This is a genomic window from Burkholderia catarinensis (assembly GCF_001883705.2).
Taxonomy (GTDB): Bacteria; Pseudomonadota; Gammaproteobacteria; order Burkholderiales; family Burkholderiaceae; genus Burkholderia; species Burkholderia catarinensis.
Genome location: NZ_MDEQ02000003.1, coordinates 63,731 through 79,230 on the forward strand (window position 1 = coordinate 63,731; position 15,500 = coordinate 79,230).

The 15,500-nt window shown below is 68.2% G+C and carries 12 protein-coding genes; 9 read left to right on the forward strand and 3 right to left on the reverse strand.

What is annotated here, in order from left to right; genetic code table 11:
- Positions 1-18: 18 nt before the first annotated feature.
- Both BFF94_RS05605 and BFF94_RS05610 read right to left on the reverse strand, forming a co-directional pair.
- A complete protein-coding gene (locus BFF94_RS05605) occupies positions 19-2,439 on the reverse strand; it encodes a glycoside hydrolase family 31 protein (protein WP_128849804.1) in 2,421 nt (806 codons plus the stop codon).
- A gap of 27 nt (positions 2,440-2,466) precedes the next feature.
- Positions 2,467-3,738 (reverse strand): MFS transporter, encoded by a 1,272-nt coding sequence (locus BFF94_RS05610; RefSeq protein ID WP_128849801.1) that lies wholly within the window; start codon positions 3,736-3,738, stop codon positions 2,467-2,469.
- A 464-nt stretch (positions 3,739-4,202) separates the two neighbouring features.
- Between BFF94_RS05610 and BFF94_RS05615 the strand changes: the two genes are divergently transcribed.
- The 8 genes from BFF94_RS05615 to BFF94_RS05650 all read left to right on the forward strand — a co-directional run bounded on the left by BFF94_RS05615 (position 4,203) and on the right by BFF94_RS05650 (position 13,549).
- Positions 4,203-5,147: a MurR/RpiR family transcriptional regulator gene (locus tag BFF94_RS05615; protein WP_128849799.1), complete on the forward strand. Its 945-nt coding sequence runs from the start codon at positions 4,203-4,205 to the stop codon at positions 5,145-5,147.
- Positions 5,144-6,139 carry an isoaspartyl peptidase/L-asparaginase family protein gene (locus tag BFF94_RS05620; protein ID WP_128849796.1) on the forward strand — a complete coding sequence of 332 codons (996 nt, stop codon included), beginning with the start codon at positions 5,144-5,146 and terminating at the stop codon, positions 6,137-6,139. The genes BFF94_RS05615 and BFF94_RS05620 overlap by 4 nt, the downstream gene beginning before the upstream one ends.
- Positions 6,140-6,167: 28 nt before the next feature.
- Entirely contained in the window at positions 6,168-8,072 is a 1,905-nt protein-coding gene (locus tag BFF94_RS05625; protein WP_128849794.1) for a dipeptide ABC transporter ATP-binding protein, read from the forward strand.
- 127 nt (positions 8,073-8,199) lie between these two features.
- Positions 8,200-9,762 (forward strand): glutathione ABC transporter substrate-binding protein GsiB, encoded by a 1,563-nt coding sequence (gene gsiB / locus BFF94_RS05630; protein WP_128849792.1) that lies wholly within the window; start codon positions 8,200-8,202, stop codon positions 9,760-9,762.
- Positions 9,763-9,829: 67 nt separating this feature from the next.
- Positions 9,830-10,750 carry a glutathione ABC transporter permease GsiC gene (gene gsiC / locus BFF94_RS05635; protein WP_128849790.1) on the forward strand — a complete coding sequence of 307 codons (921 nt, stop codon included), beginning with the start codon at positions 9,830-9,832 and terminating at the stop codon, positions 10,748-10,750.
- 8 nt (positions 10,751-10,758) lie between these two features.
- Positions 10,759-11,652 carry a glutathione ABC transporter permease GsiD gene (gsiD, locus tag BFF94_RS05640; RefSeq protein ID WP_128849788.1) on the forward strand — a complete coding sequence of 298 codons (894 nt, stop codon included), beginning with the start codon at positions 10,759-10,761 and terminating at the stop codon, positions 11,650-11,652.
- On the forward strand, positions 11,652-12,725 hold the full coding sequence (locus BFF94_RS05645) for a DmpA family aminopeptidase (RefSeq protein WP_219139073.1): 1,074 nt from the start codon (positions 11,652-11,654) through the stop codon (positions 12,723-12,725). Before gsiD ends, BFF94_RS05645 begins: the two co-directional genes overlap by 1 nt.
- On the forward strand, positions 12,722-13,549 hold the full coding sequence (locus BFF94_RS05650) for a M55 family metallopeptidase (RefSeq protein ID WP_219139074.1): 828 nt from the start codon (positions 12,722-12,724) through the stop codon (positions 13,547-13,549). The genes BFF94_RS05645 and BFF94_RS05650 overlap by 4 nt, the downstream gene beginning before the upstream one ends.
- A gap of 35 nt (positions 13,550-13,584) precedes the next feature.
- On the opposite strand, the gene BFF94_RS05655 is transcribed toward BFF94_RS05650, so the two are convergent.
- Positions 13,585-14,364 carry an alpha/beta fold hydrolase gene (locus BFF94_RS05655; protein ID WP_128849786.1) on the reverse strand — a complete coding sequence of 260 codons (780 nt, stop codon included), beginning with the start codon at positions 14,362-14,364 and terminating at the stop codon, positions 13,585-13,587.
- A 141-nt stretch (positions 14,365-14,505) separates the two neighbouring features.
- Between BFF94_RS05655 and BFF94_RS05660 the strand changes: the two genes are divergently transcribed.
- The gene (locus tag BFF94_RS05660; RefSeq protein WP_219139075.1) at positions 14,506-15,285 is read left to right on the forward strand and encodes an AraC family transcriptional regulator; all 780 of its coding nucleotides are present in this window, start codon (positions 14,506-14,508) and stop codon (positions 15,283-15,285) included.
- The last annotated feature ends 215 nt before the right edge of the window (positions 15,286-15,500 follow it).

The following is a 15,500-nucleotide window of genomic DNA, read 5'->3' on the forward strand; positions in this document are numbered from 1 at the left end:
TGACAGGGCTTGCGCGGTTCAGCTGTCGAACGTGACGACCAGGCGGCGCCATGCGCCGTCCTGCGTGTCCTGCTCGACGCGTGCGCCGCGGACGGCGACCGGGCCTTGCAGCGACGCGGGCAGCAGGATCTCGACGCGGTCGGCCGGGCGGCCCGGGCGGCCGTCCCAGCGGACCGACACGCCGAGCACGCCCGACGCCTCGCGGCCGGTTTCGATCCGCCACAGTCCGTATTCGCCATCGCGCCACGCTTCCGTCTCGCCGTCGTCCTCGACGCATTCGCCGTACGCGACGCCGTCCTCGATGCGCGGCGCGACGAGGAAGCCGCGCGTGTCGGCGCGCGCGCCGAAATGCTGTGTCGCGACGTCCAGCGGCAGCACGCGGCCCTCGCGCAGCAGCATCACCGGCGTGTCGAGCGGTGCGGGCAGCGTTACGCTCGTGCCGCCGTCGAACGACTGCGCGCTCGCGCCGCACATCCAGCGCGCGCCCGACGGCAGGTAGACCGTGCGCTCCGTGCGGCCGGGATCGACGACCGGCGCGACGAGCAGCGCGTCGCCGAGCATCATGTCGTCGCATTCGTCGTAGCAGCGCGCATCGCCGGGGAAATCCGCGAAGGTCGGCCGCAGCACGGGTTCGTAGCGCGTCGTCGACAGCCACAGCAGGTGATAGAGGTAGGGCAGCAGCCGGTAGCGCTGCTTGATCAGCGACGCGACCTGCGCGGTGATCTCCGGATACATCCACGGCTCGTTGACGGTGCCGTCGTCGTTCCACGAATGGATGCTGAAGCGCGGCATGAAGATGCCGAACTGCACCCAGCGCAGCAGCAGCTCGGGCGACGGCGCGGGCCCGGAGAAGCCGCCGATGTCGTGACCGATGTTCGACACGCCCGACAGCGCGAGCCCGAGGCCCATCTTCAGGTTGTAGCGCAGCGTTTCCCACGACGTATAGTTGTCGCCGGACCAGGTCTGCACGTAGCGCTGCATGCCGGCGCCGCCGGAGCGCGACACGAGGAACGGCCGCTGCGCCGGCGCATGCGCACGCTGCGCTTCGCGCGAAGCGCGCATCATCAGCATCGTCTGCAGCACCTTCGCTTCGCGCGCGGGGAAAGGCTGGCCGAAGCCGTGCGCGATCGCATCGGGCGACCAGATCTCGTATTCGTTGTTGTCGTTCCAGGTCGACTCGATCCCGTATTCGAGCAGCGCCGACGTGACCTGCTCGCGCCACCAGCGGTATGCGTCCGGCTGCGTGAAGTCGAGATACGCGCCGACTTCGTCCCAGAACTGCACCCACGCGGGTTCGCCGGATGCCGAGCGGATCAGCAGCCCGCGTTTTGCGGCATCGTCGAACGCGGGATGGTCGCGCAGCAGGCACGGCTTGATGTTCGCGCACAGGCGGATGCCGTGGTCGCGGTAGTGCTTCACGAAGCCCTTCGCGTCCGGAAACTTGTCGCGGTTCCAGTTGAACACGTAGCGCTTCGCGCCGATCGACGTATAGCCCGACGACAGGTGGAACGAATCGCACAGGATGTCGTGCGCGTCGCACTGCTCGACGAACTGGTTCATCTGCCGCTGCGCGTCCGGCGCATCGGTGTAGCTCATCGTCGAGCCGGAATAGCCGAGCCCCCATTTCGGCGTGCGCGCGGGGCGCCCGGTGAGCCACGTGAAGCGCCGCGCGGCCGCGAGCGGCGTGCCGGGCGATGCGATGAAGTAGTAGTCGAGGTCGCCGTGCTCGGCGACGAAATAGCGGTACGGGCCGTGATAGTTGTCGAGCTCGCGGCCCATGTCGAACGTGCAGTCCGACAGCGTGTCGTAGAACAGCCCGAACCCCTGGCACGCGTCGGGCGACCACGTGATGGTGAACGGGATGTGCTTGTACAGCGGGTCAGTGTGCTTCGCGCTGTAGCCCATCGCGTCGATGTTGCGCATCTCGAAGCGCCCGCCCGTGCGGTCGAGTTCGCCCGCGCGTTCGCCGAGGCCGAACACCTTGTCGCCGCGCTTGCGGGCGACGTAGTGATACGCGCGGTCGTCCCACCAGCCGAAGTTGTACGCCTGTGTCGAGCGGTCCGCGAGCGCGACGCGCCATGCGCCGTCCGCACCGCGCATCGACCACGTGCAATGGCCGCCTTGCCGGCGCACCTCGAGCCGGATCTGCGCGGTTTCGATGCGCAGGCCGTCGTCGTCTTCGGCGAGGTCATAGGCGGGCAGCGTGAAGCCGCTCAGGTCGAGACGATCGCGCCCGTCGAGCGGCACGTCGTCGAGGCCCGGCGCGATCGTCCACGTGCGCGGGGTGCGCGCTGTCGCGTCGGGCAGCACGCGCACTCGCACGATGTCGTCCTCGAGCACGAAGATCTCGAGGGTTGCGCCCGCATCGGACGCGAGCAGCACGCGGTTCGCGTGCTGGCCGGCGACGCGGAACACGGGCGGATGAAGAAGCGAGGTCATGAATGCGATTCCTGGTGAGGGCGAATGTCAGGCGTGCTGCGCGAGCAGGCGTTCCTGCTTCGACTGCCCGCGGATCAGCACCGCGAGCAGCGTGACGCCGATGAGGTCGAACAGGCCGAGGCACGCGAACAGCGGCGCATAGCCGATCTTGTCGGCGAGTGCGCCGACCAGCAGCGAGAAGCCGAGCCCGCCGATCCACGCGGCCATCCCGGCGAAGCCGCTCGCGGTGCCGACTTCCTCGGAGTCGAATACGTCGGCCGACAGCGTGTTGACGAGCGCGGAGATCATCTGGTGCGCGAAGCCGCCGACGCAGAACAGCGCGATGGCCGTGTACGGCGACGACACGAGCCCGATCAGCGCGGGCCCGAGCATCAGCACCGCGCCGAGCGCGACGCCGGCGACGCGCGACCATACGAGCGGCAGGTTGAACCGTTTCGCGAGATACGGCGACAGGTAGCCGCCCGCGATGCCGCCGAGGTCGGCCGCGAGAAACGGCATCCACGCGAAGATCGCGATCTGCGTGAGCGCCATGTGGCGCTCGGTCGCGAGGTACAGCGGAATCCAGAAGCTGAAGGTCTGCCATGCGGGTTCGGCAAAGAAGCGCGGCAGCGCGATCGCCCAGAAGCGCCGTGCGGTGACGACGTCGCGGATGCGGCGCTTCGACACGGGCGGCATCGTCGTCTGGCCGTCGCGGATCAGCGCGCGCTCCTGCGGCGTGAGGCGGGGATGATCGGCGGGCGACCGGTATTGCGTGTACCAGAGCGCGGCCCACGCGAACCCGAGCGCGCCGGTGGCCATGAACGCGGCCTGCCAGCCGAACTGCATCGACAGGAACACGACGAGCGGCGGCGCGATCGCGGCGCCGAGCGACGTGCCCGCGTTGAAGTAGCCGACCGCGACGGATTTCTCGCGATCGGGAAACCATTCGGCGACGGCCTTCATCCCCGACGGAATCGCGGCGGCCTCGAATAGCCCGAGAAAGCCGCGCAGGATGCCGAGCGACAGCCAGCCCGACGCGAAGCCGTGCGCGACGCCGACCACCGACCACAGCATCGCGAACAGCGCGAACCCGAGCCGCAGCCCGATCAGGTCGACGATGAACCCGCACACCGGCTGCATGATCGTGTAGCCGATCTGGAACGCGCCGACGATGTACGAGTACTGCTGCGTCGAGATCGAGAACACGTGCTTCAGCTCGGGCGCGAGCACCGCGAGGGAATTCCGTGCGAGGTAGTTGAGGATCGTGCCGAGACATACGAGCACGATGATCCACCAGCGCAACGCCTTGACTGTCTTCACTGCTGTCTCCTGTCAGGTAGGGCAGGCGCATGGCGCCAGCCCGATCCATGAGGGCCGTCCGTCCGGACGGCTTGTTCGTCTTTGTACGATGTCCGATCTTGATGCGCGCCAATTTTCCCGGTTCATATCGAAATTCGGGCGTTCGAGCGAACATTCCGTCGTCATTGGCTACGGATGTTATATGACGACTGATCATTTTCGAACATCCTATGTTCGAATACGAATCCGGTCAACGTGAATTTGCATTCGAACGAACTTACTCGGGGTTTTCCCGATGGCGAGTGAAAGCGGCACGCGCGGCGAAGCATGGCGGGCGCGCGCCAAAGGCCCATGGGCGGGGCCGGGCGATGGCCACGCGGCGGGGAGACGCGGGATGGGGCGTGACAACCCTGATGAAAATTTATTTCTTTCCGGGATGCATATTGTGTAAATTGATTTTCATCATTCTTGCAACGACCCTTCGCATGACGCTTCTCGTTCCGCACGACGCCAGCCACGACGAACCCGCGATCGCCGAGCGGATCGCGTCGGCGATGCCGTTGATGACGCCGATTCACCGGCGCATGGGCGAATTCGTGCTCGCGAATCCGTTTCGCGCGGCGACGATGCGGATCGACGAACTCGCGCAGGCCGTGAATGCGTCGATCGCGACCGCGAACCGCTTCGCGAAGGCGCTGGGCTTCGACGGCTATCCGGCGATGCGCGCGGCGCTCGTGCGCGGCTTCGAGGCGACGCTCGGGCCGGTCGAGCGGTTGCGTTCCGCGCAGGAGCAGGAGCCGGGCGTACGCGGCGCCGCATGGATCGACGCGGTATTCGACCAGGCCGTCGCGAACATCGGGAACACCCGCGCGCAACTGGACGCGGCCGATGTCGAGGCCGCGGTCGAGGCGATCGTCGGCGCGCGGCGCGTGCTGATCCTCGGCGCGGGCTCCAGCGCGTTTCTTGCCGGGTTGATGGAGCACGGGCTGTCCGTGTGCCACGACAGCGTGCAGTCGCTCGCGCTGCTCGGCGGCCCGTCGCACGCGGCGCGGCGCCTGTATACGGCCGATTCCCGCGATCTCGTGATCGCGCTCGCGTTTCCGCGCTACGTGAAGGACACGGTCGAGCTGGCGCGCCGCGCGGCGGTGCGCGGCGCGCGCGTGCTCGGCATTTCCGACGGCCCGCAATCGCCGCTGGCGCCGATCGCGTCGCTGAACCTGTACGTCAAGGCCGAGCGGCGCTTCGCGGCCACGTCGGAAGCGGCCGTGCTCGCGATGATCGAGGCGCTGATCGACGCGGTCGCGCTGCGCACGCACCGGTCCGCGAAATCCGCCGCCGAGATGACCGAATTCCTGCTGCCGTGGCTCGTGCAGCCGCAAGCGGCGCTGCCGGCCGCCAACCCTTCTTCCCCCGGTCCGAAAAAATCATGACTTCACCCGCGATCGTTGCGATTCACGGCGGCGCAGGCACGATCCTGCGCGATGCGATGGATACCGACACCGAACGTCGGTACCGCGCCGAACTGACCGCGATCCTGCAGGCCGCGCAGCAGGTGCTGGCCGACGGCGGCAGCGCGCTCGACGCCGTCACCGTCGCGGTGCGGATGCTTGAAGACTGCCCGCTGTTCAACGCCGGGCGCGGCGCCGTGTATACGGCCGAAGGCAAGCACGAACTCGACGCCGCGGTCATGGATGGCGCGACGCTCGGCGCCGGCGCGATCTGCTGCGCGACGCGCGTGCGCAATCCCGTGCTCGCCGCGCGGCGCGTGATGGAGGCAAGCGAACACGTGCTGTTCGCCGGCGCGGGCGCCGATGCGTTCGCGGCCGCGCAGGGGCTCGAACTCGCGGAACCCGGCTACTTCGACACCGAATCGCGTCACGCGCAGTGGCTCAAGGCGCGCGCGGCGGCCGGCATGATGCTCGACCACGATGCGGCGACGTTCACGTTCGGCGCTTCACGGTCGCAGCCGGCCGAACCGCTCGATCCTGACCGCAAGCACGGCACGGTCGGCGCGGTCGCGTGCGACCTGAACGGCCACATCGCGGCAGCCACGTCGACGGGCGGCATCACGAACAAGCAGCCGGGGCGTGTCGGCGATTCGCCGATCATCGGCGCGGGCTGCTATGCGGACGACGCGACCTGCGCCGTGTCGTCGACGGGCACCGGCGAGATGTTCATCCGGCTCGCGACCGCGCATGACGTTGCCGCGCAGATCGCGTATCGCGGCGCGTCGCTCGCCGACGCCGCGCACGACGTCGTGATGAACAAGCTGCCGCGCCTGGCGGGCCGCGGCGGGATCATCGCGGTCGACGCGCACGGCAACGTCGCGATGCCGTTCAACACCGAAGGGATGTACCGCGGCTACGCGCGCGTCGGTGAAGCGCCGGTGGTCGGCATCTATCGCGACGACGACACGGCGTGATTCCGGATCGCACGAGGAGAGACTCACGATGACTTCGAACCGTAACCCGTCCGGCCTGGCGCTGCCCGAGCAGCGCGTCGTCGCCGTCGACGACCTGTCGGTCACGTTCCGCCGCGAAGGCGCGACGTTCGACGCGGTGCGCAACGTGTCGTTTCACGTCGATCGCGGCGAGACGCTCGCGATCGTCGGCGAATCGGGCTCCGGCAAGTCGGTCACGTCGCTCGCACTGATGCGGCTCGTCGAGCATGGCGGCGGCGAGATCACGGGCGGCCGGATCGCGTTCCGGCGCCGCGGCGGCGCGCTCGTCGATCTTGCGCAGGCGAGCGCCGCGACGATGCGCGGCATCCGCGGCGCGGACATCGCGATGATCTTCCAGGAACCGATGACGTCGTTGAACCCAGTGTTTACGGTCGGCGACCAGATCAGCGAGGCGATCGCGCTGCACCAGTCGAAGAGCCCGTCGGAAGCGCGCGCGGAGACGCTGCGGCTGCTCGATCTCGTGCGCATTCCGGAAGCGCGCCGCGTGTTCGTGCGCTATCCGCACCAGTTGTCGGGCGGGATGCGGCAGCGCGTGATGATCGCGATGGCGCTGTCGTGCCGGCCCGCGCTGCTGATCGCCGACGAGCCGACGACCGCGCTCGACGTGACGATCCAGGCGCAGATCCTGCAACTGATCCGCGGGTTGCAGGACGAAATGAACATGGGCGTGATCTTCATCACGCACGACATGGGCGTGGTGGCTGAAGTGGCCGACCGCGTGCTCGTGATGTATCGCGGCGAGAAGGTCGAGGAGGGCGAGTCGGACCGCATTTTCGCGGCGCCCGTGCATCGCTATACGCGCGCGCTGCTCGCGGCCGTGCCGAAACTCGGCTCGATGCAGGGTACCGACGCGCCCGAGAAATTCCCGCTGCTGAAGGTGGAAGGCGCGAGCGCGGCCGCCGTGCCCGCCGCGCAAGACGCGGCACCCGCCGCCGCGCAACCGCACGTCGACCCGGCCGCGCCGCCGATCCTGCGCGTGCGCGATCTCGTCACGCGCTTTCCGGTGAAGAGCGGCGTGTTCGGCCGCGTGTCGCAATACGTGCATGCGGTCGAGCGCGTGAGCTTCGAGCTGCGCGCGGGAGAAACACTCGCGCTGGTCGGCGAATCGGGCTGCGGCAAGTCGACCACCGGCCGCTCGCTGCTGCGCCTCGTCGAATCGCAGAGCGGCTCGATCGAATTCGACGGCCGCGACATCAGCGCGATGAAGGGCCCGGACCTGCAGGCGCTGCGCCGGAACATCCAGTTCATCTTCCAGGATCCGTTCGCGTCGCTGAACCCGCGCCTGACCGTCGGCTTCTCGATCATGGAGCCGCTGCTCGTGCACGGCGTCGCGAGCGGCCGCGAAGCGCAGGCGCGCGTCGACTGGCTGCTCGACAAGGTCGGTCTGCCGCCCGAGGCCGCGCGCCGCTATCCGCATGAATTCTCCGGCGGCCAGCGCCAGCGGATCGCGATCGCACGCGCGCTCGCGCTGAACCCGAAGGTCGTGATCGCGGACGAATCGGTGTCGGCGCTCGACGTGTCGGTGCAGGCGCAGATCGTCAACCTGATGCTCGACCTGCAGCGCGAGCTCGGCGTCGCATACCTGTTCATCTCGCACGACATGGCCGTCGTCGAGCGCGTCAGCCATCGCGTCGCGGTGATGTATCTCGGCCAGATCGTCGAGATCGGCCCGCGCCGCGCGGTGTTCGAGGCGCCGCAGCATCCTTACACGAAGAAGCTGATGAGCGCGGTGCCGGTGGCCGACCCCGCGCGCCGGCATGCGCCGCGCCAGCTCGCGGCGGACGAGATCCCGAGCCCGATCCGCGCGGCCGGCGACGAGCCGGTGATTGCACCGCTCGTCGCGGTCGGCCCCGATCATTTCGTCGCGACGCATCGCGTCGGCGGCGCGTATTGAGCGCGCGGAGGCGGCGATGGATCGCAGTTGCGCACGCGCGAGGCAGCGACGGTTTTTTCCCGAGCGGGGGCAGTCACACCGCGATTTCCACCACGCGTTACCGAATCATGCACAGGAGTCAGACAAGATGAACAAGCCGTATTCGTTCCCGATGTTCCGTCCGCGCGCGTTGTTCGCCGCGGGGGCAGGCGCGCTCGCACTGTCGGTCGCGGTGCCCGCGTTCGCGCAGCAGAATGTCGTGGTCGCCGTGTACTCGACATTCACGACGATGGACCCGTACGACGCGAACGATACGGTGTCGCAGGCTGTCGTCAAGTCGTTCTACGAGGGTCTGTTCGGCTTCGACCGGAACATGAAGCTCGTCAACGTGCTGGCGACCAGCTACACGGCATCGCCGGACGCGAAGGTGTACACGATCAAGCTGCGCCAAGGCGTGAAATTCCACGACGGCACCGAGTTCAATGCCGCCGCGGTGAAGGCGAATTTCGACCGCGTGACCGATCCGGCGAACAAGCTGAAGCGTTACGGCCTGTTCCGGGTGATCGAGAAGACCGAAGTGGTCGATCCGACCACGGTGCGGTTCACGTTGCGCGAGCCGTTCTCGGCGTTCGTCAACACGCTCGCGCACCCGTCGGCGGTGATGATCTCGCCGGCCGCGCTGAAGAAGTGGGGGCGTGACGTGTCGCTGCATCCGGTCGGGACCGGGCCGTTCGAGTTCGTCGAATGGAAGCAGACCGATGACATGAAGGTGAAGAAATTCGCCGGCTACTGGAAGAAGGGCTACCCCAAGGTCGACACGATCGACTGGAAGCCGGTGGTCGACAACAATACGCGCGCCGCGCTGATCAAGACCGGCGAGGCGGATTTCGCGTTCACGATTCCGTTCGAGCAGGCGAACGATCTCAAGAGCAACCCGAAGGTCGACCTGATCGAGGCGCCGTCGATCATTCAGCGCTACATTTCGCTGAACACGCAGCAAAAGCCGTTCGACAACCCGAAGGTGCGTCAAGCGCTGAACTACGCGGTCAACAAGGATGCGCTCGCGAAGGTCGTGTTCGCCGGTTACGCGACACCGCAGACGGGAGTCGCGCCGATGGGCGTCGAATTCGCAACGAAGCTCGGGCCCTGGCCGTATGACCCGGCGAAGGCGCGCGCGCTGTTGAAGGAAGCCGGCTATCCGAACGGCTTCGAGTCGACGCTCTGGTCTGCCTACAATCACACGACGGCGCAGAAGCTGATCCAGTTCGTCCAGCAGCAGCTCGCGCAGGTCGGCGTGAAGGTGCAGGTGCAGGCGCTCGAGGCCGGTGAGCGGGTGGCGCGGGTGGAGAGCGCACAGGATCCGGCGAAGGCGCCGGTGCGGATGTACTACAGCGGCTGGTCGGCGTCGACCGGCGAGGCGAACTGGGCACTGTCGCCGCTGCTTGCTTCGGAGTCGGCGCCGCCGAAGCTGTACAACACGGCGTACTACAAGAACGGTCTGGTCGACGACGATCTCGCGCAGGCACTCTCCACGACCGATCGCACGAAGAAGGCCACCCTCTACGCCGATGCGCAGAAGCAGATCTGGTCCGACGCGCCGTGGATCTTCCTCGTGCAGGAGAAGATCGTCTACGCACGCAGCAAGCGCCTGCAGGGCATGTACGTGATGCCGGACGGCTCGTTCAACTTCGACGAAATCTCGCTGAAATGACGGCGGTTCGCCCGCCACGCGGTGCCGGCGGCGCAATCCGCCGGCGCCTTGACCCGATCGGTGCCCCATGCTGAATTTTCTCGTCAAACGCCTGTTCGGCCTGCTGCCCACGCTCGCGATCGTCGCCGTGCTCGTGTTCCTGTTCGTGCACCTGCTGCCGGGCGATCCGGCGCGGCTCGCGGCCGGGCCGGAAGCCGACGACGCGACGGTCGCGCTCGTACGCGCCGACCTCGGCCTCGACAAGCCGATGCCGACCCAGTTCGCGAACTTCTTCGTGAAGATCGCGCACGGCGATTTCGGCATGTCGACGCGCAGCAAGCGGCCGGTGTCGACCGAGATCGGCGAGCGCTTCATGCCGACGCTGCTGCTGACGCTCGTCAGCATGGTGTGGGCGACGCTGTTCGGGATGGCGATCGGGATCGCGTCGGCGGTGTGGCGCAATCGCTGGCCCGACCGCATCGGGATGACGATCGCGGTGTCGGGCATCTCGTTTCCCGCGTTCGCGCTCGGCATGCTGCTGATGGAAATCTTCTCGGTGAAGCTCGGCTGGCTGCCGGTCGTGCCGGACGGCACGTGGAAGAGCTATGTGTTGCCGTCGCTCACGCTCGGCGCCGCGGTCGCGGCCGTGATGGCGCGCTTCACGCGCGCGTCGTTCGTCGAGGTGCTGAACGAGGATTTCGTGCGCACCGCGCGCGCGAAAGGCGTGCACGAGCCGATGGTCGTGCTCAAGCACTGCCTGCGCAACGCGATGATCCCCGTCGTCACGATGATGGGGCTGCAGTTCGGCTTCCTGCTCGGCGGCTCGATCGTCGTCGAGGCCGTGTTCAACTGGCCGGGGCTCGGGCGACTGCTCGTCGACGCGGTGACGATGCGCGATTACCCGGTGATCCAGGCGATCGTGCTGCTGTTCTCGCTCGAATTCATCCTGATCAACCTGACCGTCGACGTGCTGTACGCGGTCATCAACCCGACCATCCGGTTCAAGTGAGGCGCAGCATGAACGCGACTGTCCAGACCGCGGCGCCGGCCGCATCGAGCGCGATCCGCACGCCGTGGCGCGAATTCTGGCGCAAGTTCCGCAAGCAGACCGTCGCGCTCGCCGCGGGCGGCTTCGTGCTGGTGCTCGTCGTGCTGGCATTCGTCGGCCCGCACATCGTGCCGTTCGATCCGGAGAACTATTTCGACTACGACGCGCTGAATGCGGGGCCGTCAGCCGTGCACTGGTTCGGCGTCGATTCGCTCGGCCGCGACATCTTCAGCCGGATCATCGCGGGCACGCGCATCTCGCTCGCGGCCGGCTTCTTCTCGGTCGCGCTCGGCGCGTTGATCGGCACGATCTTCGGGCTGCTCGCCGGCTACTACGAAGGCTGGTGGGACCGCATCACGATGCGCGTGGCCGACGTGCTGTTCGCGTTCCCCGGCATCCTGCTGGCGATCGGCGTGGTCGCGATCCTCGGCAACGGGATGATCAACGTGATCTGCGCGGTCGCGATCTTCAGCATCCCGGCGTTCGCGCGGCTCGTGCGCGGCAACACGCTGATGCTCAAGCACATGACCTACGTCGAGGCCGCGCGCAGCATCGGCGCGTCGGACTGGACGATCATCATGCGGCACATCCTGCCGGGCACCGTGTCGTCGGTCGTCGTCTACTTCACGATGCGGATCGGCACGTCGATCATCACGGCCGCGAGCCTGTCGTTCCTCGGGCTCGGCGCGCAGCCGCCGACGCCGGAGTGGGGCGCGATGCTCAACGAGGCGCGCGCGGACATGGTGACGGCGCCGCACATCGCGGTGTTCCCGAGCCTCGCGATCTTCCTGACCGTGCTCGCGTTCAACCTGCTCGGCGACGGGCTGCGCGACGCGCTCGATCCGAAGCTGGAGCGCCGCTGATGCGTGCAGCACCGATGTGGGCGGCGACGCTGCCGGCCGGGCCGCGCGGCACGATCGCCGACGTGCCGGGCGTGACCGTCGGCCATTGCACGCTCGATGCCGGCGACGTGCAGACGGGCGTGACCGTCGTGAAACCGCATCCGGGCGATGTATACCGCAGCAAGGTGCCGGCCGGTGCGGCCGTGATCAACGGCTTCGGCAAGAGCGTGGGGCTCGTGCAGGTCGACGAACTCGGCACGCTCGATACGCCGATCGCGCTGACCAACACGTTCGGCGTCGGCGCGGTCGCGCAGGCGCAGATCCGCGCGGCGATCGCGGCGAACCCGCAGGTCGGCCGCGACTGGTCGACCGTCAACCCGCTCGTGTTCGAGTGCAACGACGGCTATCTGAACGATATCCAGGCATTCGCGGTCACGGCCGCGCATTACGACGACGCGTGCCGCGCGGCGTCGCGCGATGTCGCACGCGGCGCGGTGGGCGCCGGGCGCGGGATGTCGTGCTTCGACCTGAAGGGCGGGATCGGCTCGGCGTCGCGTGTCGCCGTCGCGGCCGGCAGGCCCTATACGGTCGGCGCGCTCGTGCTCGCGAATTTCGGCCGGCTGCCGATGCTGGCGCTCGGCGGCGTGCCGCTCGGGCGCATCGTCGCGCAACGGCGTGCGGCCGGGGCCGCGCATGCGGCGCCGCCCGAGCAGGGCTCGATCATCCTGTTGCTTGCCACCGACGCGCCGCTCGACGCGCGGCAACTGTCGCGGCTCGCGCGCCGCGCGGGCGCGGGGCTGGCCCGCACGGGTTCCGTCTACGGGCATGGCAGCGGCGACATCGCGCTCGCATTCTCGACCGCATACACGATCGCGCACGACGCGGCGACGATCGCGCTGCCGGCCCTCGTGGCCGATGCGGCGCTCGATCCGCTGTTCATGGCCGCGGCCGAGAGCGTCGAGCACGCGATCGCCGACGCGCTGCTGCAGGCCGTGACGGTCGCCGGGCGCGACGGCCACGTGCGGCAATCGCTGCACGATGCGCTGCCCGATCTCGAGCGCCTGTTCAACGAAGGATGTTTTGCCCAGTCATGAAGATCCTGATTTCGATCGACATCGAAGGCGTCGCCGGCGTGTTCGCCACCGAGCAGACGCGCGCCGGCAATCCGGAATACGAGCGCGCGCGCCGCTGGATGACCGCCGAGGCCAACGCGGCGATCGAAGGCGCGTTCGCGGGCGGCGCGCAGGCCGTCTGGATCAACGATTCGCATGGCAGCTTTCGCAACCTGCTGCCCGACGGGCTCGATGCGCGCACCCGCGTCGTGCTCGGCAAGCCGCGCACGCTCGGGATGATGACGGGCCTCGAACAGCAGCCCGATCTCGTGTTCATGATCGGCTATCACGCGAAATCGCAGACGCGCGGCGTGCTCGCGCACACGATCAACAGCTTCGCGTTCACCCAGGTGTGGCTGAACGGCGTCGAACTCGGCGAAGCCGGGCTGTACGGCGCGCTGGCGCGTGAATATGGCGCGCACGTCGCGCTGGCGACGGGCGACGACGTGTTCGCCGAGGAAACGCGGCTGCTGTTTCCGGATGCGCGTTTCGAGACGGTCAAGACGGCCGGCGGCGCATCGAGCGGCGACACGCTCACGCCCGCCGCGTCGTGTGCCCGGATCGCGACCGCCGCGCGCGAAGCGGTCGCGCAGGCGCTGTCGGCTGGCTTGCGCGCGGGCGCCCATCGGCCTGCGCCGGCTGCTTGCACGCTGCGCGTGCAGACAGCCGCGCTTGCCGACCTGTTCTGCGTGCTGCCGTCGCTCGAGCGCGTCGATGCGGTGACGCTGCGCTTCGACGGGCCTTCGGTCGAGCACGTGGTGCGCACGCTGAACAGCCTGTCGGCGATGTCGTTCATGCTGCGGTGAGGCGCGCCGCAACGATGCCGCTGGCGCGCGGCGGGTCAGTCGCTGCCGCCGGGGCTGCCTGTCGCGGCGAGCAGGAACGCTTCCATCGCCGCGACCAGCGCGAGCGGCGTCTCGTTCATCGGATAGTGGCCCGCATTGCGCAGCACGTCGACGGTGGCGAGCGGATAGCGCCGCAGGTAGGTGCGGGCCATCAGCGCCGCGTCGAACGCCGGATCGTGCTCGCCGATCAGCACTTTCACCGGATGGACGCCCGCGATCTCGTCGCTGAAATCCGTATCGGCCCACGCGCGGAAGTACGCGCCGAATGCTTGCGCCGACGAACGGGCTGCCGAATACGCGGCTTTCCACTCGATCCAGGCGGCGGGCAGCCGGCCGCCCGTGCTGCGATCGATGATGGTCCTGCGATCGGCAACGTGGCCGGCGGCGCGCTCGAATAGCGCGCGCCGTTCCGCGTCGAACGGCAGGCCGCCGCAAGGCACGGGCGCGATCGGCACCAGCGCGCGCACGCGGTCGGGTGCGACGGCGGCGATCTTCTCGATCGCCATGCCGCCCATCGAATGGCCGACGAGGCTGAAGGTCGGGAAATCGAGTGCGTCGGCAAGCGCGAGCGCGTCGGCGGCGATCTCGTCGATCGTGTAGTCGCCGCGTGTGTCGCGCATGCGGCCGTAACCGCGGTAGTCCATGAACACATAGCTGAAGTGCTCGCGCGACAGCCACGCTTCGACGGGTTCGAACGCGCGGGCGTCGCCGAACCAGCCGTGCAGCACGAGAACAGGGTGGGGGCCGTCCCCCACGCGATGAAACGTATTCGGCATGTCCGCTCCAATGAAGTGCAATCCGGCCGATCAGGCCGACGGGTCCCGCGGCCGTGAGGTCGCGCAACGGTGGAGCGGATCGTAGATCGATCGAAGGCGACCCGCCTTCGATATCGGGTCATTGATGATGGAATTCGGGCCGTGAGAAATACGCTTCTAGATCCCTACGAACACATTCCCCGGAGCGTGGTCGTGACCGCCAACGACTATGCGGCGGGCACGACGTTTCCGGAGCACGCGCACGGGCGCGGGCAATTCGCGTTCGCGTCGCGCGGCACGATCAGCGTGTCGACGCCGCACGGGCGCTGGCTGGTGCCGCCGCAGCGCGCATGCTGGGTGCCGGCCGGCGTGCGGCACGAAATGACGATGACCGGGCCGGTCACGATGCTCAACACGTTCGTGTCCGGCGACGCCGCGCAGGCGGCGGGCCTGCCCGGGCAGTGCGGCGTCTATGGCGTATCGGCGCTGCTGCGGCAACTGATCGACGATGCGGTCGACCTGCCGGCCATGTACGACGTCGACGGGCGTGCGGGCAAGCTGATGGCGCTGCTGGTCGCGGAAATCGCGACGATGCCGCGCCTGTCGCTGCATGCGCCGCTGCCGGCTGACGCACGGCTCGCGAAGGTGTGCCGGCACCTGCTCGCGTCGCCGTCGATCGAGGCCGATCTCGACCGCGTGGCCGCCGATGCGGGCGTGAGCCGGCGCACGTTCACGCGGCAGTTTCGCGCGCAAACGGGCGTGAGTTTTGCCGCATGGCGCCAGCAGGTGTGCATGCTCGCGGCGATCGCCCGCCTGAGCGACGGGCAGCCGGTGACGCGCGTCGCGCTCGATCTCGGGTACGCGAGCGCAAGCGCGTTCACGTCGGCGTTTCGCCGCATTCTGGGCGACACGCCGAGCCGGTATCTGGAGATCCGGCGCTAGCCGGAAGGAATCGGCAGGCGGCGCGTGCCGCGCCGGTTCGCCTGTTGCAGCCGTAAAAAAATACGCGCCTGCCCACTTCGGCCAGACGCGTTTCAAGGCACTCGGTCAGAAAAAATGCGCGAACAGCCTGCCGGGCAGGGTCGCGCATGGTTTGCTTGATTGTTGCTCGATCCGATTTAATCCTGTCGGCTCGTTGTGGATACCGAAGGATACGC